Below are 22929 nucleotides of genomic sequence, written 5' to 3' on the forward strand. Positions count from 1 at the left end.
TTAAATAATATTATATAGGTGGTACTTATTATGGAGTTTTCCTATAACGGAAATGTATTATTTTATGAGAAATACGGAGAAGGTCATCCAATCGTAATTCTTCATTCAATGGGGACAGATCATCGATCAATGAAAGCTTGGATTGAACCAATTTTTGAAGGTACTTATGGGTTTGAGAGGATTTATATCGACGTTCCTGCACATGGAAAAAGCATTATTACTGCTGACATACAGTCTACGCAACAAATGGTGAATGGGTTACTTCAGTTTATTGAAAATGAAATCGGAAGTAATTCATTTTCTTTAATTGGTCATTCTTTTGGAGGATATTTAGCTCAAGGGATTATGAATCAAAAAGTAGATCAAGTAAGAGGCATTTGTTTACTCGCACCTGCTCTGCATCTAAAAGAACGAAGCATTCCTGATAAAGTGGTTGTAGAACGAGATCAGGATTTGTTAAGCTCTATAGAGCCATCAATCCGTGATGCGTTTGAAACGTTATTCGTTTATCAAAATAAGGGAAATTATAAACTATTCTTAAATGAAGTTCAGCCAGGAAGAGTGTTAGCAGACCGAGATTTCCTTCAATCAAACTGGCGTGAGAAGGGCTACTTTTTGCATCAAGACCCTTTTGAGAATCGTACACGTCTTAAGCAACCAGCACTAATTATTTTGGGAAAACAAGATAATATCTGTGGATACAAAGATCATTTGATGTTTTTAGAAGTATTTGATCATGTCACTTTCAGCATATTAGATCAAGCTGGTCATTTAATGACTATTGAACAAAGGAAATTAGTCCAGGAACTTGTAAGTGATTGGATTATTAATAAATTGTAGTTTTCGATTTAAAACACATTTGTTCATTTGAATAGATGTGTTTTTTTTGCAACACAAAGTACGTAACTAGAAGAACATTTTCCAGTGAAAAGCAGACACCTATAGACCGCCAATAAGGAAGAGCCAACTTTTACAATATATAATTTCAAGTCAAATAAGGAAACATAATACTAAAATGTATGAAGAGCACCGTTTTCGTTGGTTTAGAAGCAGTTTGGAGGTTGATTTTATGGGTATAGAAGTTGTAATACTTCTTGTCTTAATCATATTGAATGCATTTTTTGCAGCATCGGAAATTGCGTTAATCTCACTTAATGACAATAAAATACGAGTAATGGCTGAAAGTGGAGAAAAAAAAGCTAAAATGTTGCAGCAGCTTTTGTCAAAGCCGAGCCGATTTCTTGCAACCATCCAAATTGGGATTACGTTAGCGGGTTTTTTGGCATCTGCATTTGCAGCTGGAAGCTTTGCAGACCCCTTAGCAGAGGCTTTGTATAATTGGGGTGTACCGCTATCTAGACAATTACTTGGAACTATATCGGTTATTGCTATTACGCTTATTCTTTCTTATTTTACACTCGTATTAGGAGAGCTTGTTCCAAAAAGATTAGCCCTACAAAAAGCAGAGGAAATTTCCATGATTGCAGTTATGCCATTAACGATTTTATCAAAAATAACAGCCCCGTTTGTAGCATTACTTACTTTCTCAATGAATGTAATTGTTAGACTTTTTGGAGTAGATCCAGATGCTGAGGATACAAATATTACAGAAGAAGAAATTAGAATGATGGTCGATGTTGGGAAAGAGAGAGGAACAATTCAAGAAACCGAAAAAGTAATGATTAATAATATTTTCGAGCTCGATAATAAAACAGTTTCGGACATCATGACACATAGAACAAATATTGTAGGAATCCCCATTCAATATACATTAGAAGAAACCGTGAAGATTGTAAACGAAGAAAAGTACACACGTTTTCCAATTTATGATGAACATATTGATAAGATTGTAGGGATTCTCCATTCAAAGGATTTAATTCAATTTTTAGAAGACTGTGAAACCAATAATTTCTCCTTATCAAATCTTATCCGCGATCCTTATTTCGTTTTAGAGTCAAAGCCTATTGATGATTTATTTAGGGACATGCAGATAAATAATATTCATATGGCTATTGCGATTGATGAGTATGGAGGAACAGACGGGATTGTGACGATAGAGGACATTATTGAAGAAATAGTGGGCAATATTTTTGATGAGTACGATGATCCTGAACTAGATGAAGATGAAGTAATTGAACTTGGTCCCAATTTATATATTTTTTACGGCACAACAAACCTATACGTTGTTGAGGATTTATTAAGGATTACACTGCCAACTGAAGAATATGATACGATTAGTGGCTTCGTCATTGGTCAGCTCGGTTACATTCCGAATGGTGATGAACATCCAGTTGTTGAACACGAGAATATCATATTTACTGTAGAAGAAATGATGGACAAGCGAATTATGAAGGTTCGAGTAGAGGTTCAAGAAAATCTAGAAACGGAAGAATCTGAATAGGGGGTATTCTAATGAAATTAGATCCAAAGCAAGTAGTTGAATTACACGGTTTTAATAACTTAACGAAATCATTAAGTTTTAATATGTATGATATATGCTATACCCAAACAGAGAAGGAAAGAGAAGCATATCTTCAGTACATCGATGACCAATACAATGCTGAAAAGCTTACGAACATTTTATCGAATGTTACAGAAATTATAGGTGCAAACATCTTAAATGTTGCCAAACAAGATTATGTCCCACAAGGAGCTAGTGTAACTATATTAGTATCTGAAGGCCCTGTAGACGAATCACCCGATGAGGCATTTGAAGAGTCACCTGGACCGATACCCGGGTCTGTTGTAGCCCAATTGGACAAAAGTCACATTACGGTTCATACGTATCCTGAGTCACATCCTGACGAGGGTATTAGTACGTTTAGAGCAGACATAGATGTTTCAACTTGTGGTGAAATTTCTCCCCTTAAAGCATTGAATTACTTAATTCATTCATTTGAAACAGATGTTATGACAATAGACTATAAGGTAAGAGGCTTCACAAGAGATGTTACCGGACACAAACTTTTTATCGATCACGACATAAATTCAATCCAAAATTATATACCAGATGAAGTACAGAGTTTTTACGAGATGATTGACGTAAATGTGTATCAAGAAAATATTTTTCACACGAAATGTAAACTTAAAAAATTTGACCTTGATAATTACTTGTTTGGGTATTCAAAGGAAAAGCTAACGCAAGAAGAACAAGAAATTATTACGAAGAAGCTAAAGCTAGAAATGGATGAAATTTTTTATGGAAAAAATATGACGAACGGTTGGTAGTGGAAGTCCGCCCCAAGAATTATTGGGCGGATTTTTTGTATAGGATTGCTGTAACAAACTATACGTGAGGTTGTAACAGTCGTAATCATTTCTTAACTCCTTTGAAAGTTAATGCTTTTCTCATTAAGGGTATTTAGTGAGTAATACATTTAAAGGAGGGTTAGAAATGAAAATTCTAATTATATTATCAATTTTTGTTATTGGTCTTATTTCTTGGAGATTATGGAGTAAATATACATGGAAAACGGTGATGATTGGTGCTGATGAACGCTCTGAGGAACAAGTGAGAGAAAAGCATGATTATTATCGACTAAATGGAGTTAGATGTAAAATTGTGACTGAAATTAAAACGAATGTATCAGGTGGGAATGGTCAAATGATGGGGGACCATGCTGGACCTAGCACTGGACTTACAAAATTGATAGTGCATCGTAAAGATGTTGAAAAAGCAAACACTTTAAAGTAATCCATTGCAATTACCTTTCATCCCAAGTTTTACAATAGAGTGTAAAAGGATAAAAAACCTCCTCAAGCAGAAATTAAGTAATGCTTCACAGTTTATTTGAGGAGGGTAACCAATGAATTCGATTTATAAAAGTATTATTAGTGGTCTACTTGTTGTAGGTTGTTTAACAGCTTGTAATAACGGAGAAGAATCATCAGCGGATCGATATGATACGCGGAACGATTTTTTAAATAGTGAGGACGTTAATTATCAATCAGGTAATAGTAGAACGAACGCGGATGGGAAACTTGCTAGAAGTACAGTAACGTACAATGCCTCTGGCCACCAAACGAAAAAGATTTCGTATGACCATAAGAAAAATATGAAAAACCAAGGTCAACAAAAATACGCTCGCTATAAGCAACCGACCAATAACACTGGTGTCACGAACCAAAACACACCAGCACCAGCACCAGCACCAAATGCTACAGTTGGAACTAACAATAACCAACAAGGTGGTTATATTCAACAAGTAGTGGACCTTACGAACCGTGAAAGATCCAATAACGGACTTCCACCTATTGCAGCTGATGTAGAATTGCAAAAAGCAGCTCAAATGAAATCAGATGATATGGCAACAAATAACTATTTCTCACATACATCACCAACATACGGGTCTCCATTCGATATGTTACGAAACTTAGGAATTGAGTATAAGGTGGCAGCAGAAAACATTGCCCAAGGTCAACGTTCACCCCAAGAAGTTGTAACAGCTTGGATGAACAGTGAAGGCCACCGTAAAAACATCCTAAACAAAGACATCACACACATCGGAGTCGGTCACGCCGCTTCCGGCAACTACTGGACACAATTGTTTATTAAAAAATAATGAGCAATAAAATAAAGATTTTTCGACAAGTGCCTGGCACTTGTCATTTTTTTTGCAAGCAGGTTATCTTACTTCTATACAGAATATATTAGAAAAAGTGTTTGTAGGGGAGTGTTTGGTGTGAGTCTAGGTATTCTTGATAGAGCAGTGGGATTGTTGGAGGAGCATGATGTTGATGCGTGGTTGATTTTGACTAGGGAAGGTTCTGATCCGGTTGTGCAGTTGTTGTTTGGGGTTCGATCCGTTTCGTTTGCTGCAATTATATTGCAACGGAACGGGAAGCATGTTGTGGTTACGTCGAAAAGTGATGTTGGGAATTATGAAGCAACTTGCCTATTCTCAGAAGTAATTTGTTATGAAAAAAGCTTAGCAGAAGACTTTTTGCCCTTTTGGAAAAAAGGCTCATATAAAAAGGTAGCACTTAATATTTCTGAATCCGATCCTTTTAGTGATGGGTTATCGCAAGGTCTTTATGAATGGCTCATTCAAACAATTGGTGGTGAGAACATAAAGAAAGTTGAGGTTTCAAGTGAGTCTATTATTCAAAAGTTGAAACCAGTCCTTACAACTTCACCTAGTATAATGAAGGCAGATATTGATGTGCAAATTCAGAAAGAAAAAATCAATCAAGCTGCAACATATTTAAGTGAACAAGTTATAGATTCTTGGCTTATTGTTTCCAGAAAAGGTGAAGACCCTTCATTACCTTTATTAGTTGGAGCAACCCTTCAACATATGAGTGCATTTATTTTTACTAAAGAAAACAATAATGTTGCGTTGTGCAGTGTTCAAGATGCACCATTTATTGAAAAACTTGGGCTTTTTAATACTGTGCATTCCTACTCAAATGATTTTGACTATAAGTTGCAAGAGATTATTTCAGAGATTGATCCATCCACTATTGCAATAAATAGTTCCATAAGAGAAAACGTAGCTGACGGTATAACAGCAGGTCTTTTTAGAAAAGTCCAATATGCACTAAGAGGATCATTTAACGGTACATATGTGAAATCAGAGCCATTCCTCACAAGGCTACGTGCAATTAAATCGAAATCTGAAATAAAACGAATAGGGCGTGCCATAGTCGTAACGGAAGAAATTTATGAAGAAGTATACAAACAGCTAAGAGTTGGAATGACCGAAAAGGAAGCTGGACAATTATTTGTAGACGAAATGAAAAAGCGCGGTGTGATAAATGGAATTGACAGAACATTATCAATGCCGATCGTTATGAAGGAAAACATTGCTCATCGTGCACCAAGTAATGCCGTTATTCAAGAAGGTGACCTTGTCATTTTTGATTTCAGTGTTGATGTTGATGGCTATGTATCTGATATTGCTAGAACGGTTTATTTCCTAAGAGAAGGTGAAGAAGCACCACCTAAGGAAATTCAAGATGCTTTTAATGCGGTGCATGAGGCCATTACTAGAGCTGCAAGTTTGATAAAACCTGGTGTGAAAGGATTTGAAGTAGATGGCGCAGCTCGAAGCTATTATGTAGCAAATGGATATCCTGAAATTTCACATGCAACAGGACATCAAATTGGTCGTGATGTACATGATGGTGGAGCACTGCTTGCAGCAAAGTGGGAGCGTTACGGTGATAGTCCGTATCAGCCGCTTGAAGAAGGAATGGTTTTTACAATCGAGCCGACTCTATTTTTAGATAACGGAATTCACTTCATCGTAGAAGAAAATGTAGTCATCACTGAAAGCGGCTTCGAATACTTAAGTAAACGTCAAAATGAACTAATTTTAATTAAGTAAGAATCGGGTGAAAGTTCCCGATTCTTTTTTTCTACACTGCCTCGGTTACATTTGAATCAGCTACATCCGGGTCATTATTATTCGATGAACTTACTCCGTTATTTGTTTGAATGTAATAACCTGTGTTAAAACCGCCAGAACCTGCAACGGTTTTACCAGAAGATGTAGGAGAGGCATTAAAAGCATCGCCTGATACGATAACTCCCTCATTACTATTAAAAATAACTGGTCCTACAATGAAACATGGCATTATATACACTCCTTTTGGCCATCTTCTTTTATTGTATGTTAAGAACTCCAATGTTGATTAGACACTATGCGATCTTTATGTGTTATCGCAATAAAGTAAATGACAATAGTAAAGGAAGGAATAATCTGGTATAATTAGACGAAATATTCATAATATTTATTAAAAAACTTGATTTTGAAAACGCTTTCTAATTAGGGGGTTCTACATGGAAACTATTGTAAGAAAACAGTTTCAGCTTTGGCCAAAACAGAAAAAATGGCGTATCGTGGTCTCGGTTATTTTAGCATTTATATTTATTTTACTTCTTGCAAGTACTTTTTTATTTTGGTTCATCCAAAGAAGTGAGCCTCAAATTGAAGGAACTCTTACAATTGATGGGTTAAAAGGAGAAGTAGTAGTTTATCGAGACTCATCTGGTGTTCCACACATTGAAGCTCAAAATCAAGATGACCTTTTTTTAGCGCAAGGTTTTGTTACAGCGCAAGACCGTATCTTTCAAATGGATTTAAGTAGAAGACAAGCTTCGGGGATGTTAAGTGAAGTTGTCGGAAAACAGGCATTAGATCGAGATAAATTTTTCCGCACACTTGGTTTACGACGTGCGGCAGAGAAATCATACGAAGTTTATTCACCTGAGGCAAAACAGGCTTTAGCTTCATACGCAAAGGGTGTCAATTTATTTATTGAACAAGCAAAAAAGGATAAGAAACTACCAATTGAGTTCACGATATTAGGCTATGAGCCTTCTTCTTGGAGTGAGATTGATTCATTAACGATTGGAAAATATATGGCATTTGATTTAGGCGGACATTGGGAGGGGCAGGCCTTCAGACATTATTTACTGGAAAATTTCCCTCAAGATAAAGCATTAGAGCTGTTCCCCGGTTATCCAAAAGACGGAGCGAGAGTATTGCAGGCAATAAATGAAACAGATATTGATATTAGCAAAAGTTTCGCAAATGCCGTTATACCCAATGAATGGAACGGCAGTAACAACTGGGTCGTAAGCGGAGAAAAATCTGAATCAGGCTTTCCGCTATTAGCAGACGATCCCCATTTAGGACTAGCAACTCCTGCGATTTGGTATGAGACACATCTCAAGTCTCCTGAAATAAATGTTAGTGGTGTTATTTTTGCAGGAATCCCTGCCATTATTTTAGGTCGGAATGAACATATTTCTTGGGGAGTTACAAATGTTGGACCGGATGTGCAAGACTTATATATTGAGAAAAGAAACCCTGAAAATAGACAAGAATTTTTGAATAACGATAAATGGGAAAAGGCAGAAGTTGTGTCTGAGAAAATAAAAATTAAAGGCGAAGAAACTATTGATTATGAGGTATTGATAACAAGACACGGTCCGATCGTCTCAGAGTTTGCTCATTATGGAGAAGCGGAATCAGCTTTATCGATGAGATGGACGGCACTAGATCCTTCAACCGAATTAGAAGCAGTATTAATGTTTAGTAAGGCTGGAAATTGGGAGGAGTTCAAGGAAGCATTAACATACTTCCATACCCCAGCCCAAAACTTTGTCTTTGCTGACCAAGATGGAACAATTGCCTATCGCGCGAATGGATTGATTCCTATTCGTAAAAAAGGAGACAGTATGGTACCAGTGCCAGGCTGGACAGATGAGTATGAGTGGGAAGGGTTTATACCCTGGGAAGAGCTTCCGACTATAGTCAATCCTGAGGAAGGCTTTATTTCTACAGCAAATAACAAAGTCGTTCAGGATGACTATCCTTACCATATTACACACACCTGGGCACAGCCGTATCGAGCACAAAGAATTCGTGATGTACTAAATTCAAAAGAAAAACTAACAGTAGAAGATATGCAAAATCTACAATTTGATCATGCAAATCTTCAAGCAGAAGAATTTGTACCAATTTTCTTAAATGAACTAAAGAAAGGTAAACTAAGAGAAATGGATGAAGTGGCTATAACCGAATTGGAAAGCTGGGATTTCTTAGATTCGACTGATGCTGCAGGCCCAATGATTTTCCACTTTTGGATGGAAGAAATATCGAATCTTATGTTTTTAGAAGAAATTCCAAAAGAGATGATGAAGCTATTTGACGGTAGAGCTCAAGTAGTAGATGAATTGCTTCGAGATGCAATAAACGGAAATCCTGGAATTTGGATTACGGAAAAAGGTGGTCTTCAAAATGTCCTTGAAAAGTCCCTTCAAAATGCTGTTGATCGAGCATCAAAGCTCCAAGGAGAAAACCCTTCAAATTGGCAATGGGGACAACTGCATGCTGTACAGTTCACACATCCGTTATCATCGGTTACTCCGTTAAATTATTTATTTAATGCAGGCAAACCGTTACCGATGAGAGGAAGCCGCATTACTGTAGGAGCAGCAGGATGGGATAGTGAAACTGGAGAAGTGGAACATGGTGCATCTTGGAGATCAGTCGTAGATATGGAAAATCCTCTTCAAAGCTATAATGTTGTAGGTCCAGGTCAATCAGGTCATGTAACGAGTGACTGGTATAAAAACCAAATGAACGATTGGGTAACAGGAAAGTATCATGTTACGTCCATGAATGGCGAATATAAAGAAGAAGCATTTAAGTTAGTTTTACAACCTATGAATAAAGAATGATGAAAAGAAGGCATCCCAATTTCGGGATGCCTTCTTAGCTGAAAGCATTGGAGTGCCTCGTCAAAAACTAAGCACAGAGTCCAGACTTTCCTTATTTTTAGTGTCCTACTACATCCATCGATGAGCCTTCGCGTTACTACGAGCAATGATGTTATGTTGGGACATCATTGTGTGCCCATTAACTTGGGAACTTGCACGCTTACGTCTCGTCCAATTATGGTGAAACATTTGAGAATGTGGATCTAAATGATCTTTATAGCTCACTCGTCATCACCTCAAAGTTAGTATAGGATTACACTAAAAACAAATGATATTACAAGGAATATCATATAAAGTATGTGAAATTTAACGAGAAAAGATACAAGTGAACATATAGAACTTGATGAAAAATTTGGTTAATCAATTTTGGGTATCTCCAAAATAGGTGAAGCATTCTAAAGTTTGACGAATAGGTACAAACAAAATGTTACTAGTTACGTGTCTGTAAACTACCTCGGTACACAGCAATTAATGCAAAGATAGCATTTTAAAATAACCTTCGACAAAATTCGTCATTTTCTGTAAGATAGGAAATATATTGCCGCCTTAAGGAGTATGCTAAATGTCAATTACAGTTCGTACTTATTTTGTTGTAATATTATCAATCTTTGTCATTGTCTTGACATCTTTCTTAACATATACGATTAGTAAAGAATCAAGCACGACGTTGGAAAAACAAATTGGAGAATCGTTATCAAGTGATGCAATGCAAATTGCAGATAATCTTGATCATTTTATGTGGGCACGTTACGGTGAAATTTCTCTCCTAAAGGAATTAGAGTTGTTAAAGAATCCAAAGGATATTAAAGAAGTCGAGAAACTATTAAATGAATTACAAACAAACTTCCCATCATTCTCATGGGTTGGTTATACAGATAAGGATGGGGTTGTTCAAGCTGCGACAGACAATGTTCTCGTAGGACAAAATATTTCCGAGCGGCCTGTGTTTAAGGAAGCAAGATACCAAACATTTATCGGGGATGTTCATGAAGCAGTCCTTTTAGCAGAATTGTTACCGAACCCAACCGGAGAGCCATTAAAATTTGTTGATATAAGTTCACCAATCTTCAATGAAAATAATGAATTTATCGGTGTTCTGGCAGCACATATGAGTTGGACATGGACGAAGGAAGTAAGTCAATCTGTATTAAAGCCAACTAAGCAAAAAAAAGATAAGGTTGATGTTCTGATTGTAAGTAAAATTGATAATACAGTGTTATTAGGTCCCAATGAGTTACTTGGACAAAAGTTAGACATTAATGCAGTAAATAAAGCACAATCTGGAAAAAATGATTGGTCGATTGAAAAATGGCCAGATGGAAAACATTATTTAACTGGGTATGCACTTGCAGATGGAATGCTGAATTACCCTGGATTAAATTGGTCAGTCATTGTACGTCAGCCTGAAGCGATCGCATTTCATTCGTCAGAACAGTTAAAGACAAATGTAATTGTATTAGGGTTATTATCTACCGTGCTTTTCGCGACAATCGGGTGGTATTTAGCTGGAATCATCTCAAACCCGTTAAGAAAAATTGCAATGACAGCCGATCTTCTTAGAAAAGGGGAAAAGGTAGAGATACCGTATAATAAAGGTATTAAAGATATTGAGATACTTTCTAGGTCATTGAGGGAACTATTAGCTACTTTAACTAAAACAGAGTCAGAGTTAGATAAAATGGAACAACTTGCCCACTTAGATAAGTTAACGGGTCTACACAATCGTCTTGCTCTCGAGCTCTACTTGAAAAAGTTGAGTCCAAATGCGACATTTGCATTTTTATATATTGACTTAGATGGATTTAAATTGGTCAACGACAATCTCGGTCATCATCACGGAGATGTTCTTCTTCAAGCAGTTGCAAACCGGTTAAAAAAAGCAATTAGAGAAAATGAACATGTTTTCCGCTTAGGTGGAGATGAATTTGTCACGATTATTGAAACGACAAACCTATATGAACATTCGACTATTGTTGGAAAACGAATTATACAATCTATAAACGATCCTTTTACAATTGAAGGAAATAATGTGCAAATTGGCTGTAGCATAGGCTGCGCATTTTATCCGATGGATGATTTAGATCCAAACCAAGTTTTACGTTATGCAGACCAAGCCTTATATCGTTCTAAGGACACTGGCAAAAATAAAATATCTTTCTTCAAAAGCTAATTATTTGAATAGTTAACTTCAGACTGTAGACAAACTAGAGTAATTTCGAGTTTTCCTACAGTCTTTTTTCTTATTCTCATTTTCTTATTTTCATTTGGAAAACTAATGTGCTAGTTGTTTCACCTGAATTGAACTATTAAAGAAATAATAATGTTTTACGAAACAGTTGGCGAAAAAGAGGATTTTATGTCTACTTTAGCAAATTATTGAAGTATGACTTTTATAACGGGGGATTTGTGATGCTTGCTGAGAAATTATTATTGCACGTATTAATCATCTTAACACCTGTACTCATTCACTATGTGTTTTTCGAGGATAAAGGTCTAAAAAAATCACCTTATATTATCGGAATACTACATGGAACAGCAAGCTTTCTATGCATGATTTTTGCTAACTTCAGCTATGGCCTTTATTGGGATTTACGATATACGCCCCTAGTCCTTGCTTCTCTTTATGGTGGTCCAATTTCAGGATTTATTGTATTAATATTTATCTTTGCAACAAGAACGTTACTGGGTGGAGATACGATTCTGTTTGGGTATATTAGCGCATCTCTAGCGGCAATTGTTCCGTTATTATTTTCAAAAGGCTTTTTATCTATAAAGGCGAAAAAACGTGTTGCAAGTGCAGTGTTAATAGGTTTTTGGCCGGCTGTCATTCAATTAGGAATTTTGCTAGCTTATCTCACGACAGTTGAGATACAGATAATAGATCGTCAAGAAATGATTTTGTACATATCCCTTTTTGGTATCATTCAATTAGTAGGAATTGGTTTTGCTGCTACTTTATATGAGGCAATGTTAGAAAAACAGCAAATGAAAGAAGAAATCACGAGGAATGAACGAATAAGTACACTAGGAGAGCTTGCAGCATCTATTGCTCATGAAGTAAGGAATCCACTGACTGTTGTAAAAGGCTTTTTACAATTAATGAAAGAAAATAACAAAGATCAGGGGCGAAATTATTTTCCACTCGTATTAGGGGAAATTGATCGGGCAGAATCAATCATTAGTGATTATTTGAATTTCGCGAAGCCTCAATTAGAAAGAATAGAGAAATTTTGCTTATCAGATATAATTCGGGAAAATGTAGCGTTGATAGCGCCATTTGCAAATAAGCAAGGAGTGGAGCTGTACGGAGTTATTGAAGATGAGATTTGGATTGAAACCGATAAAAATAAATTCAAGCAAGCACTTATAAATTTTATTAAAAATGCAATCGAAGCATCGAGTGACAAGGGGAAGGTTTCGATTACTTTGTCAAAGGAACATACTTCATTAAAACTTATTGTGAAGGATAATGGAAAAGGAATGACAAAGGAGCAATTAGACAGAATTGGAACTTTGTATTATACAACGAAAGAAAAAGGGACAGGCTTAGGAACAACAGTGTCAATTCGAATTATTGAAGCCATGAATGGAAGTGTTCATTATAAAAGTAATGTAGGAGCAGGAACAGAAGTGATGATCACACTACCTTCATGTATAGAAAACAGCTAAACAAACGTTTGATTAGCAAGAGAGGTGCCATTAATGTTAGTCGGAATATTAGTTACTGGGTTAATTCTAGGGATTATGGTACGTGTATTTTTAAAGTTTGTCATCGGTGGTTATGGATTTGCAAATGATATCGAAAATCAACCTGTGATATTAAAAGCATGTAGATATTGTAACAACAAAGTGCCGAAGGGGTATACGAAAAATACTTGTCCAACGTGTTATAAGCAATTAGAATAGTTTTAATGAACATGTCATAAAATTCAGATAAAAGGAGGGGTATAATGGGCAAGTATATAAGGGAGTTTTTCTCAATCCATGATATATGGATTTTGGGTTCACTTATTTTTTTAGCACTTCTTTCAGTCACGCCACAATTGGGAAGATGGGAGATTTGGCTGTCATTTGTAGTTGGTATCATTCTTTATATTATTAGTGAATATATGACGCATCGCTTTTTCTTCCACATGAAAGCTCCAAAAAATAAGAGCTTTCTAAAATTCATGAAGCGAATTCACTATGATCACCACGAGGAGCCGAATGACTTGAAGTTATTATTTTTACCAATATGGTATAGTCTGCCTCAGTTAGTGATTGTAGTTCTAGCTGTCACCCTACTAACTGGTGATGTTTTTATCGCACTAGCTGTATTCGCGGGAACAGCTTCCACTATTCTTTATTATGAATGGACACATTATGTGGCACATCGACCATATCAGCCGAAAACAAGATGGGGAAAATATATGAAGAAACTTCATATATTACATCATTTTAAAAATGAAAAGTATTGGTACGGTGTAACGAACCCCTCAATGGATTATTTATTTGGTACAATGAAGGATGGAAAAGATGTAAGTAAAAGTGAAACAGCTAAAAAGCTTACAATGTAAATACTATTATTATAGAAACGTCCATTGGGGCGTTTTTTACTTAACACGAGGTGATTGGTTAATGAATAAAAGAGTTGGGTTTATTGGCTGCGGTAAAATGGCACAAGCCATGATTGCAGGTATGATCAAGTCTGAAATTCTTTTACAGAATGAGATGATAGCAAGCGCTAAAACATCCAATACAATAACAGAGGTTCAAAAGAAATACGGAATTCAAATAACGGAGAGCAACATAGAGGTTGCTCAATTCTCTACTTATCTATTTTTAGCAGTAAAGCCGACCTTGTATAGTGAAATTATAAAAGAGATTAAGGATTTTGTAGTGGATGATACAATTATCATTACGATTGCAGCAGGTATTGATCTTGCATTTATTGAAGAACAATTTGGAAAGAAAGTAAAGGTTGTGCGCTCAATGCCAAATACTCCTTCCCTCGTTGGTGAAGGGATGAGTGCAATTTGTCACAATGAGCATGTAACCGAAGAAGAGTTAAAGGACGTAATAACGTTATTCGATAGCTTTGGAAAATGCGAGCTCGTATCAGAGTCAATTATGGATTCAATCCCAGCAATAAGCGGGTCTTCACCTGCTTATGTATACATGTTAATTGAAGCATTGGCAGATGGTGGTGTGCGTCAAGGAATCGACAGAGAGCAGGCATATCACTTAGCAGCTCAAGCTGTACTAGGTGCAGCAAAAATGGTATTAGAAACAGGGGTTCATCCAGGCGAGCTGAAGGATCAAGTTTGTACACCAGGTGGTGCTACAATTGAAGCTGTAGCTGCACTAGAGGAAAATGGTTTTAGACATTCCATTCTTGCAGCAATGGAAGCATGTACTGAAAAGGCAGTTTCGTTGAAAAAATAAAGGCTAGCATATCAGCTAATGATAATTCTTTAATGATCAAACCCCTGTCATGTAACTTAACAGGGGTTTATCCTACTATTTATTAGCTACCAGATTCTTCTGTGCTTTCCTCTGTACCTTCTTCAGTTTGATTCTCTTCTGTTTCCGTATCTTCTTCATTAGTTGTGTCTTCGCTGCATGCTGTGGCAATTCCAATAATCATGAAGGCTGCCAAAATGCTTAGAAACCCTTTTTTCATTTTCTTTAATTTTTAGTTCAAAAAAAGAGCATGGAATAATTCATGCCCTTTCTACATTCCTTAACAAAAATGGAGCTGAAAGAATAACCCCTGCAATATAAAGAAGTAATGCAAAATACGCAGGGAGTAAGTGAATGAAGCTTGTGTAACCAATCACGAAATGGGTAGCAAGCCCAGATATAAAGGCAGGAATGGCTCCTAAGGTTAGTGTCCACCAGACGAAACGGTCTCCTTCTCGAAAGCCCCATAAAGATAATGTTAATACTAACAATCCGACGCTTAATAATGCACTTCCAAAACCGGCTCTGTCATGTGCGATAAGGGGGATAAGGCGATTGTTGAAGTCATTCAGCATTTCAGGTGATAAACAAATATATAATAAGTCAGTTGGAACAAAAACTGAAGTTGTACCAATAATTGAGATGACAATGCCGCCAATAGTTAACGAGAACCCTAAAATAATAAATAATAGCTGACCAATTAATCCTTTTTTCCATTGTGAGTGGTTATATAAATTTTCGCCTTTAGGAGAATGAGTGGCATCCTTTGTTGTTACATATCCCATGACAAAGAATGGTAGCAAGATGATCCAAAATATTGCATGCAACCAATCGAAGTAGCCATATCCGATAAATAGTAAAATTCCTAGAAAACCAACTATTCCAGCAATGTTAATTGCCTTTCTTGCCCAGTGAAGTCCAAACTTAACACCGTTCTTAGCAAGCTGCATATAGATAAATCCACCGGAAATCATTGTTCCAGAAAGTGTCATCCGATCATGTGCCATGAAATTTAGAATTAAAGGATTATAGTTTAAGATATCACTTCGTAAAAGTCCAAGAAATGCTTCATCATAAGGTAAAATGATCCACGTCATGCTAAAGACTAAGGCAATGAAACCGCCAATCATAATGGATAAACCAAACAACCAATACCAAATCCAGCCTTTTAGGATTTCGGTAGTCTCAGGTAACAGCAGTTCATTAATCCGTTTTGGAAGTCCAGGTCCAGTAAACATATACTCATAGCTTAAGAGAGTAAGAGTAGCACCTTCTTGATATAAGGAAAGTGCGTCTTTTGGTTCTTTAATGCCACCAACAGTGATAATTGGATATTCTTGATCTTGGTTCCGTATGGCCTTTACAGCAGCAAGAAGTGCAATTTGATGATCCTCTGTAGGAAGTGGTGTAACTTCCTCCTCCAATACAACGCCATCAGCTTTAAGTGACAATAACAATTCACATACTTGTTCATTACACACTTCTTTAGCGGGTAAAGTGAGGACTATGGGGATTCCACCCGAAATTTCTGATAATCTCTTCAAATTTTCATTATGTTGTATGGATGTAAATGGAATGATTAACACATCTGCATATGGATTGAGCTTCTCAGCAAGGAGTGAAAGTTCATCTACAGAGCCGTCTAATCTAATGAAGAATGGCAGCTTTTTCTTTTTTAAGGATTGTATTTTCTGAACTGCTTCATCTACTTGTATAAATTGTGGAGAAGAAACGATTATCTGTTCAGATTGAAGCTGGATAGAAGGGATTTCCTTTTTGTCTAAAGACACTGGCCCAATTTCAATAAACCCGAAACCTAAATTTTGAAATGCTTGCAGCCCGGATAAGTGCGGATCAACTTTGCCACTTAATCCAATGGCTGATGAAAATGGAACACTAAATAGCGTCTTTGACAGGGTCGAAGATGGCTCCATATGCCCAAGGAAATCAATGAGTTTCTCTCCACCAGGAACAGAAGAAAGGGCATTCATACTACGGTGGATAAACTCCCGACTAAAAGAAGGATCTAAACGATGTAATATTGGTTTGAACAATGTATGATAGGACCAATCTGGCATATCTATCATCCTTTTTTTCTTTTATTGTATCATTCTAGTTGCGGGAGATGGTAATCCCTTCAAAATCATAAAATTTCCTACAAAAATTGCAAATCAAATATCCCTTCAAACTCTCAATTATTCGTACAAGTACAAAAAAACCGAGCAGTCACAGACTACTCGATTTTCACACTAACTATGCAGATAAAGCAGAATCCGTATTTGATTTCTTTCTCTGCTTCTTCGACTTCTTAAAATATAAAAGCTCATATACTACTGGAATAACCACAAGAGTTAGTAATGTCGCAACGCTTAGTCCACCGATTACAACGATTGCTAAACTTGCAGATACTAGGTTACCAGATTCTGCTTCTTTAAATAGTAGTGGAAGCATTGCACAGATGGTTGCAACTGCTGTCATTAAAATCGGACGCATACGAGTTGTGGCTGCTTCTACTAAAGCGTCGCGAATGATCATGGATAGTTCGTTCTGCTTCACGCGATCAAGTAACACAATTGCGTTTGTCACAACAATTCCAATGAGCATTAGTGCACCGAGCATTGCTGTTATATCAACTGTAATACCGCTAATTAATAATCCTAGGATGGCTCCGATTGCAGCAAGTGGTAATGAGCATAAAATCGCAATCGGTGCACGAACCGTTTTGAATGTAATAACCATGATTAAGAATACAATACCAATGGATGCGAGCATTGTCATAAACAGCGCATTGAAATCACTTGCTTGGTCTACGCTAGCTCCACCTACGATTACTTCTACATATTTTGGAAGATCCATAGCATTTTTCCCACCTGGCATTTCTCCAAAAATCTCTTTGTTTATCTCGCCAGCAATGATAGATAGTTCACTAGGATCTACTATTGCTGTAACGCGTATATACTGTTCACCATCTTTATGGAAGACACTTGTAGGTTTTTCTTCCTTTTCAAGCTTTGCTACGTTGGATACTAGAACTATACCTTTTTCAGTCATGATCGGAATATCATTAATTTCTGTTTCTGACTTTGGATTCATCAATGGTTCAACAATAACTTTTGCTGGTTGTTCCTCAATCGTTATTGCGCCAATTGGAGTTGGATTTAGCATAACTGCCATTTGCTGCGCAACTGTCTCAGCTTTAGACTCAGAAGGATCTACTACAATATTATAAACTGATTTCTTTTCTTCTTGATTTGTTGAAACCGATTCGATTCCTTTGATATTTTTGATTTCATTCTTTACGTTGTCTGCAACATTAGCTAACTGTTCTAGATCTTCTCCAAGTACGTCAATTGTAATGGAAGTTTGGTAGCCGCCCATTAATGTACCAGCAGATGCATTAAGTTCACCTTCTCCATACTCACCTTTTTTGGCTTCCATTGTTTTGATAAAAGCATCAACATCAGTATCTTCTTCTAATATTGTCATAACATATGATTGAGTTGAGGAAGTAACATTTCCATATTTTGTAGAATCCTCTGTATTACCAAGCTGTGTATACGTATATTTGATTCCATTTTGCTCTAAGATGGCTTTTTCTAACTTTAATGTTCCTTCTCTAACTTCAGAAAGCGGTGTTTCATTTGGATACGTTAACGTCACATCAACAAAATCCGCATTCCCGTTGTCAATCGCACCTTTTGGCAATGCTACATACATTCCAATTGAGCCTGCAAACATAAAGAGCGCAACAAGTATCACGATCCATTTATGATTTAAGGACCAAGTTAAGAAGTTACTAAAACGAACAGATGGCTTATGCTCTTTCAACTTTGCATTCTTTAATAGCCCTGCACTCATTAAAGGAACGACTGTTAAAGCAACAAGTAAGGATGCTAATAAAGAATAAGTAATGGTTAAAGCAAACGGCAGGAGGAATTCTTGTAAACTACCATTTAATAATCCCATTGGTAAGAATACAGCGACAGTCGTTAGTGTAGAGGATGTGATCGCACTTCCTACTTCTTTCGTTGCTTCAATAACAAGAGATACTGTTAGCTTTTCTTTTTGTGATTTGCGGAAAATATTTTCTATTACGACGATACTGTCATCAACTAATCGTCCTACGGCTACTGCAACTCCACCTAACGTTAAAATGTTTAATGTTACACCTGACTTTGACAATAAGAACAGGGTAAATCCTAAGGATAACGGTATAGAAACAATCGTAATTAATGTTGATTTTAAATTTCTTAAAAATACCATAATAACAATCGTTGCAAATAATGCCCCTAGTAATACTTCCTTCATCATGCTTTGAACGGAAGTTTCTACCATATCGGCAGTAGACAAAATAATATTTGTTTCAACGTTATCGAATTCTTTATTTACAGCTTTTACTTGAGCTTGCACTTCATGACTGATTGCAACAGCATTTGAGTTACCGTCTTTTGTGACGATTAATAACAAACCGTCTTTTCCATTCACGCGAGTCATATTTCCTTCTGGCTTCTTAACTTCTAATGAGCTGATGTCTGCAAGAGTAATTGATGGTGCTACTTGAATGTTTTTAAGTTGGTCTATGTTACTAACATCTCCAATAACCTTAAGGTTACTGTTTTTTCCATCGATTGTTGTTTCACCAATCGAAGTTGTTAAATTTTGTCCTTGAAGTACATTCATTACATTTTGAAGGGGTATTTGTTTTTCGTTCATTTTTTCTTCATTTAACGTTACTGAAACATAAGAAGGAACTGATCCGAATGTTTGGATGTCTGCTACCCCTTTAATGTCTTTGAAATAAGGAACAACCTCTTCTTCAGCAAATTTTAAATTTGAAGGTGTTACTCCATCATCAAATGAAACGGCTACATAGGATAGTGGAATCATTGATGTGTTTAATTGAACGATATTCGGCTTCATGACTGTGGGTGGAAGAGTGAGTGTGTTAATTGCATCACTAACTGATTGCTTTGCTTCCTTAATATCTGTTTTGGGCTCTAGATGAATGTCAATCTTCGTAAATCCATCTCCAGTTGTAGATAAGATATTACGTTTTCCATCTAGACTACTTAATGATTTTTCAATTGGAGTTGTTACTTGCTTCTCCATTGAATCAGAATCCATACCTTGACCAACCACAACCACTGTAATAAAAGGTTGATCAGCCTCAGGTAAAAATTCCATAGGTAGCTTCATATAACTAACGATTCCCATTACTAATACAAATAGGGAAAGGATGGTTACGGCAGCTTTGTTTTTAAACGACCATTTTGTGAACCATGACATTTTTACTATCTCTCCTTAATTAAATGATTTGACGTACTCTTTGACGAACATAAATCGAAAAACCCTTCAAAAATTGTAATTATTACCTAAAATTGTTAAATTAGTAGTGCGCAAACCTTATAATAAGAAAAAATTACCATTTAAAATAGAGACTTAAGTCCTATTTCTTTTGTATCATTTAAAGTCTTATTTTTCAGAATAGATATTTAAAACAAAGGAAGTACGCTACAATGTACATATAAAGGGCAAATAGGGGGAACAGCATGACGACAGAATTTCAGAGAAACTTAGAAAAATACGCAAACCTTATTGTGAAATTTGGTGTTAATGTACAGAAGGGACAAGGATTGTTAATTCGTTCTACCATTGAAGCGGGAAACTTTGTACGTGAGATGACGAAGGTTGCCTATGAAGCAGGCGCAAGTGAAGTTGTCGTTGAGTGGGAAGATGAACAAATTACTTATCTAAGATACAAAAACGGAGCAGAAGAAGTATTTACGAATTTTCCAAAATGGAAAGTAGATTCAGTTCTTCACTACTATGAAAACAACTATGCACTAGTTTATGTAGATGCAACAGATCCCGACCTATTAAAAGACATTGATCCAGATAGAATTTCAACATGGGCAAAAACGAGAGGCACAGCACTCAGGCCGACTTCTAAATACATAGATTCGCATAAGATTAGCTGGAACATTGCTGCAGTACCAACAAAAAAATGGGCAGATAAAGTATTTCCAAATCTGATAGAAGAAGAAAGAGAAACGGCACTATGGGACTTAATATTCAAAGCATGTCGAATCGATGGATTTGAGGATCCAATTGCGGAGTGGAATACTCATGTTGATAATCTACAAGCACGCGTGGATTATTTAAATGAGAAAAACTATAAAAAGCTTCATTATAAAAACAAAAATACAAACCTTACTATTGAGTTACCAGAAGGTCATATTTGGATGGGAGGAAGTAGTAAAAACGAAAAGGGTGTCATGTTTACGGCGAACCTTCCCACTGAAGAAGTATGGACAGTGCCTTACAAGTACGGTGTAAATGGTACTGTTAGTAATTCGAAGCCGTTTGTGTATAATGGCAATGAAATCGATGATTTTACTCTCGAGTTTAAAGACGGAAAGATTGTTAATGTAAGGGCAGGTAAGGGTGAGGAGCTACTAAAAGGTTTAGTACACACAGAAGAAAATTCTATGTACTTAGGAGAAGTTGCACTAGTAGACAATACCTCCATTATTTCACAAATGAATGTATTATTCTTCAATACACTTTTTGATGAAAATGCTTCCTGTCATCTAGCTATTGGTAATGCCTATTCGAGCAACTTTAAAGACGGAGAAGCAATGGATAAAGAGGAACTCGAAAAGCACGGTATTAATCAAAGTATCGTTCACGAAGATTTCATGATTGGTACAGATGACTTATCTATTAAAGCAGAAAATGCTGACGGTAAATTAGAAACGATTATGCAAGATGGTAGATGGACCATATAAAATGAAAAAAGGCGCTGATCTCTTCAATAGAAGTCAGCGCCTTTTTTGCTCAGTGTGGCAAGAATGCCAGTTGATAAAAGAATAAGACAGCGAAAATATAAACAAGTGGGTGAACTTCACGCCATTTTCCTTTTGCAACTTTTAAAATTGGATAGCTAATGAATCCAAGTGCAATACCTGTAGCGATACTTGATGTTAATGGCATGCTTAAAATGATTAAAAATGCTGGGAATGCTTCATCCAGCTCATTCCATTTAATGTGGGTGATGCTTCCTATCATTAAGCTACCAACAATAATTAATGCTGGTGCAGTGATAGCCGAAATTCCTGAAACAGCTCCAACAAGAGGGCCGAAAAAGGCAGCAAGAATAAATAAAATCGAAACAGTTAATGTCGTCAATCCCGTTCTTCCTCCAGCTGCAACACCTGATGAGGATTCAATGTATGCACTTGTTGGACTTGTTCCGAAAACAGCACCAACTGAAGTTGCAACAGAATCAGCTAGTAGAGCTTGTCTAGCGCGAGGTAGTTTTTTTCCTTTCATTAGGCCAGCTTGTTGCGCTACTCCCACCATTGTTCCAGTTGTATCAAAAATGGTTACAAGTAAAAAAGAGAACACTACGGCATATAGCCCGTATTGAATGACATCACCGGTAGCAGTTAATGGGTTCATTACAATAATGTCAGGTATCGCAGGTTTTGCCATTAAACCATCTTTAAATTTTAAAAGATCGCTAAAATAAGCAATAATCCCTGTAATAATCATTCCAATAAACAAAGCTCCATTAACATTAAGAGCCATTAGTATAATCGTAATCGCTAATCCAATAAGAGCAAGTAATGCTTGAGGTGAGTGTAAATCACCCAGTGTAACAAGGTTTGATGGATGAGCCGTAATAATTCCTGTTAAACGTAGTCCAATAAACGCAATAAACAGGCCAATACCGGCAGTAATTCCGTGTTTAAGATTATCAGGAATTGCTTCTATCAATTTTTCACGGAATGGAGTTAACGAAAGAATAACAAATAAAAGTCCGGCAATTAATACAGCTGAAAACGCAATTTCATATGTGATGTTTGGATTAGTTCCAACTACTGAATAAGCAAAATATGCATTCAATCCCATTCCAGGTGCAATGGCAATTGGATAATTTGCAAATAGAGCCATCCAGAGTGTACCGACAACTGTTGCAATAATTGTTGCGATAAATACTTGATCAAAAGGCACACCTGCATCTGACAAAATAATAGGATTTACGATGACGATATACACCATCGTTAAGAACGTTGTAATTCCAGCCATTACTTCAGTTTTGACTGTAGTTTGATTTTCTCTAAGTTTAAACATAACACCCTCCTATAAAACACGAACATTTATAAACACAATTACTATATTATTCGTTTTTATTCAGTTTATCAAGAGTTGTTTCATATAAAATTAATTTAATTTGAAAATTTGTATTAAAT

At 36.4% G+C, this 22929-nt stretch carries 19 protein-coding genes; 13 read left to right on the plus strand and 6 right to left on the minus strand.

The genetic code is table 11. From position 1 onward, the window contains the following. Positions 1–30 precede the first annotated feature (30 nt). The 6 genes from JR050_RS04935 to JR050_RS20675 all read left to right on the plus strand — a co-directional run bounded on the left by JR050_RS04935 (position 31) and on the right by JR050_RS20675 (position 6329). Entirely contained in the window at positions 31–840 is an 810-nt protein-coding gene (locus JR050_RS04935; protein ID WP_204202403.1) for an alpha/beta fold hydrolase, read from the plus strand. 229 nt (positions 841–1069) lie between these two features. Beyond that, positions 1070–2401 (plus strand): hemolysin family protein, encoded by a 1332-nt coding sequence (locus JR050_RS04940; protein WP_204202404.1) that lies wholly within the window; start codon positions 1070–1072, stop codon positions 2399–2401. Between the two features lie 11 nt (positions 2402–2412). After that, positions 2413–3228 (plus strand): adenosylmethionine decarboxylase, encoded by an 816-nt coding sequence (gene speD, locus JR050_RS04945; protein ID WP_204202405.1) that lies wholly within the window; start codon positions 2413–2415, stop codon positions 3226–3228. Positions 3229–3394: 166 nt separating this feature from the next. Next, positions 3395–3694, plus strand: coding sequence for a hypothetical protein (locus JR050_RS04950; protein ID WP_204202406.1), 300 nt, complete (start codon positions 3395–3397; stop codon positions 3692–3694). Between the two features lie 112 nt (positions 3695–3806). Next, positions 3807–4562, plus strand: coding sequence for a CAP domain-containing protein (locus JR050_RS04955; protein ID WP_204202407.1), 756 nt, complete (start codon positions 3807–3809; stop codon positions 4560–4562). A 120-nt stretch (positions 4563–4682) separates the two neighbouring features. Beyond that, entirely contained in the window at positions 4683–6329 is a 1647-nt protein-coding gene (locus tag JR050_RS20675) for a M24 family metallopeptidase (RefSeq protein WP_346726710.1), read from the plus strand. Between the two features lie 31 nt (positions 6330–6360). Here the strand turns inward: JR050_RS20675 and JR050_RS04965 are convergent, their stop codons facing one another. Then, a complete protein-coding gene (locus tag JR050_RS04965; protein ID WP_204202408.1) occupies positions 6361–6579 on the minus strand; it encodes a spore germination protein in 219 nt (72 codons plus the stop codon). Between the two features lie 205 nt (positions 6580–6784). Between JR050_RS04965 and JR050_RS04970 the strand changes: the two genes are divergently transcribed. Then, positions 6785–9193, plus strand: a complete 2409-nt coding sequence (locus JR050_RS04970; protein WP_204202409.1) for a penicillin acylase family protein — start codon at positions 6785–6787, stop codon at positions 9191–9193. A gap of 108 nt (positions 9194–9301) precedes the next feature. Here the strand turns inward: JR050_RS04970 and JR050_RS04975 are convergent, their stop codons facing one another. Further along, the gene (locus tag JR050_RS04975; RefSeq protein ID WP_204202410.1) at positions 9302–9457 is read right to left on the minus strand and encodes a YpzG family protein; all 156 of its coding nucleotides are present in this window, start codon (positions 9455–9457) and stop codon (positions 9302–9304) included. A 337-nt stretch (positions 9458–9794) separates the two neighbouring features. On the opposite strand from JR050_RS04975, the gene JR050_RS04980 reads away from it, so the two are divergent. The 5 genes from JR050_RS04980 (at position 9795) to proC (ending at position 14656) form a co-directional block, all read left to right on the plus strand. Then, complete coding sequence (locus JR050_RS04980; protein ID WP_204202411.1) at positions 9795–11402, plus strand: sensor domain-containing diguanylate cyclase; 1608 nt, start codon at positions 9795–9797, stop codon at positions 11400–11402. A gap of 239 nt (positions 11403–11641) precedes the next feature. Further along, positions 11642–12901, plus strand: coding sequence for a sensor histidine kinase (locus JR050_RS04985; RefSeq protein ID WP_204202412.1), 1260 nt, complete (start codon positions 11642–11644; stop codon positions 12899–12901). 33 nt (positions 12902–12934) lie between these two features. Further along, positions 12935–13138 (plus strand): hypothetical protein, encoded by a 204-nt coding sequence (locus JR050_RS04990; RefSeq protein WP_204202413.1) that lies wholly within the window; start codon positions 12935–12937, stop codon positions 13136–13138. Positions 13139–13182: 44 nt separating this feature from the next. After that, a complete protein-coding gene (locus JR050_RS04995; protein WP_204202414.1) occupies positions 13183–13788 on the plus strand; it encodes a sterol desaturase family protein in 606 nt (201 codons plus the stop codon). Between the two features lie 61 nt (positions 13789–13849). Further along, positions 13850–14656, plus strand: coding sequence for a pyrroline-5-carboxylate reductase (gene proC / locus JR050_RS05000; RefSeq protein ID WP_204202415.1), 807 nt, complete (start codon positions 13850–13852; stop codon positions 14654–14656). An 82-nt stretch (positions 14657–14738) separates the two neighbouring features. Here the strand turns inward: proC and JR050_RS20490 are convergent, their stop codons facing one another. From JR050_RS20490 to JR050_RS05010, 3 genes are all read right to left on the minus strand, one after another. Further along, positions 14739–14870, minus strand: a complete 132-nt coding sequence (locus JR050_RS20490; protein ID WP_283244049.1) for a hypothetical protein — start codon at positions 14868–14870, stop codon at positions 14739–14741. Between the two features lie 64 nt (positions 14871–14934). Further along, positions 14935–16752 carry a beta/alpha barrel domain-containing protein gene (locus JR050_RS05005; protein WP_204202416.1) on the minus strand — a complete coding sequence of 606 codons (1818 nt, stop codon included), beginning with the start codon at positions 16750–16752 and terminating at the stop codon, positions 14935–14937. A gap of 175 nt (positions 16753–16927) precedes the next feature. After that, complete coding sequence (locus JR050_RS05010) at positions 16928–19960, minus strand: efflux RND transporter permease subunit (RefSeq protein WP_204202417.1); 3033 nt, start codon at positions 19958–19960, stop codon at positions 16928–16930. A 263-nt stretch (positions 19961–20223) separates the two neighbouring features. Here JR050_RS05010 and JR050_RS05015 point away from each other — a divergent pair, with 263 nt between their 5' ends. After that, positions 20224–21462: an aminopeptidase gene (locus tag JR050_RS05015; protein ID WP_204202418.1), complete on the plus strand. Its 1239-nt coding sequence runs from the start codon at positions 20224–20226 to the stop codon at positions 21460–21462. A 49-nt stretch (positions 21463–21511) separates the two neighbouring features. On the opposite strand, the gene JR050_RS05020 is transcribed toward JR050_RS05015, so the two are convergent. Continuing rightward, positions 21512–22810, minus strand: a complete 1299-nt coding sequence (locus tag JR050_RS05020; RefSeq protein ID WP_204202419.1) for an NCS2 family permease — start codon at positions 22808–22810, stop codon at positions 21512–21514. Between the last annotated feature and the right edge of the window lie 119 nt (positions 22811–22929).

This window comes from Bacillus suaedaesalsae (genome assembly GCF_016890225.1).
GTDB lineage: Bacteria > Bacillota > Bacilli > Bacillales > SA4 > Bacillus_BS > Bacillus_BS suaedaesalsae.

Coding starts and splice junctions, on each gene's coding strand:
- proC (WP_204202415.1), top strand. CDS start 13,850: ATGAATAAAAGAGTTGGGTTTATTGGCTGCGGTAAAATGGCACAAGCC.
- JR050_RS04940 (WP_204202404.1), top strand. CDS start 1,070: ATGGGTATAGAAGTTGTAATACTTCTTGTCTTAATCATATTGAATGCA.
- JR050_RS04965 (WP_204202408.1), bottom strand. CDS start 6,579: ATGCCATGTTTCATTGTAGGACCAGTTATTTTTAATAGTAATGAGGGA.
- JR050_RS04955 (WP_204202407.1), top strand. CDS start 3,807: ATGAATTCGATTTATAAAAGTATTATTAGTGGTCTACTTGTTGTAGGT.
- JR050_RS04935 (WP_204202403.1), top strand. CDS start 31: ATGGAGTTTTCCTATAACGGAAATGTATTATTTTATGAGAAATACGGA.
- JR050_RS05015 (WP_204202418.1), top strand. CDS start 20,224: ATGACGACAGAATTTCAGAGAAACTTAGAAAAATACGCAAACCTTATT.
- JR050_RS04995 (WP_204202414.1), top strand. CDS start 13,183: ATGGGCAAGTATATAAGGGAGTTTTTCTCAATCCATGATATATGGATT.
- speD (WP_204202405.1), top strand. CDS start 2,413: ATGAAATTAGATCCAAAGCAAGTAGTTGAATTACACGGTTTTAATAAC.
- JR050_RS04990 (WP_204202413.1), top strand. CDS start 12,935: ATGTTAGTCGGAATATTAGTTACTGGGTTAATTCTAGGGATTATGGTA.
- JR050_RS04970 (WP_204202409.1), top strand. CDS start 6,785: ATGGAAACTATTGTAAGAAAACAGTTTCAGCTTTGGCCAAAACAGAAA.
- JR050_RS04950 (WP_204202406.1), top strand. CDS start 3,395: ATGAAAATTCTAATTATATTATCAATTTTTGTTATTGGTCTTATTTCT.
- JR050_RS04985 (WP_204202412.1), top strand. CDS start 11,642: ATGCTTGCTGAGAAATTATTATTGCACGTATTAATCATCTTAACACCT.
- JR050_RS05010 (WP_204202417.1), bottom strand. CDS start 19,960: ATGTCATGGTTCACAAAATGGTCGTTTAAAAACAAAGCTGCCGTAACC.
- JR050_RS04980 (WP_204202411.1), top strand. CDS start 9,795: ATGTCAATTACAGTTCGTACTTATTTTGTTGTAATATTATCAATCTTT.
- JR050_RS05005 (WP_204202416.1), bottom strand. CDS start 16,752: ATGCCAGATTGGTCCTATCATACATTGTTCAAACCAATATTACATCGT.
- JR050_RS05020 (WP_204202419.1), bottom strand. CDS start 22,810: ATGTTTAAACTTAGAGAAAATCAAACTACAGTCAAAACTGAAGTAATG.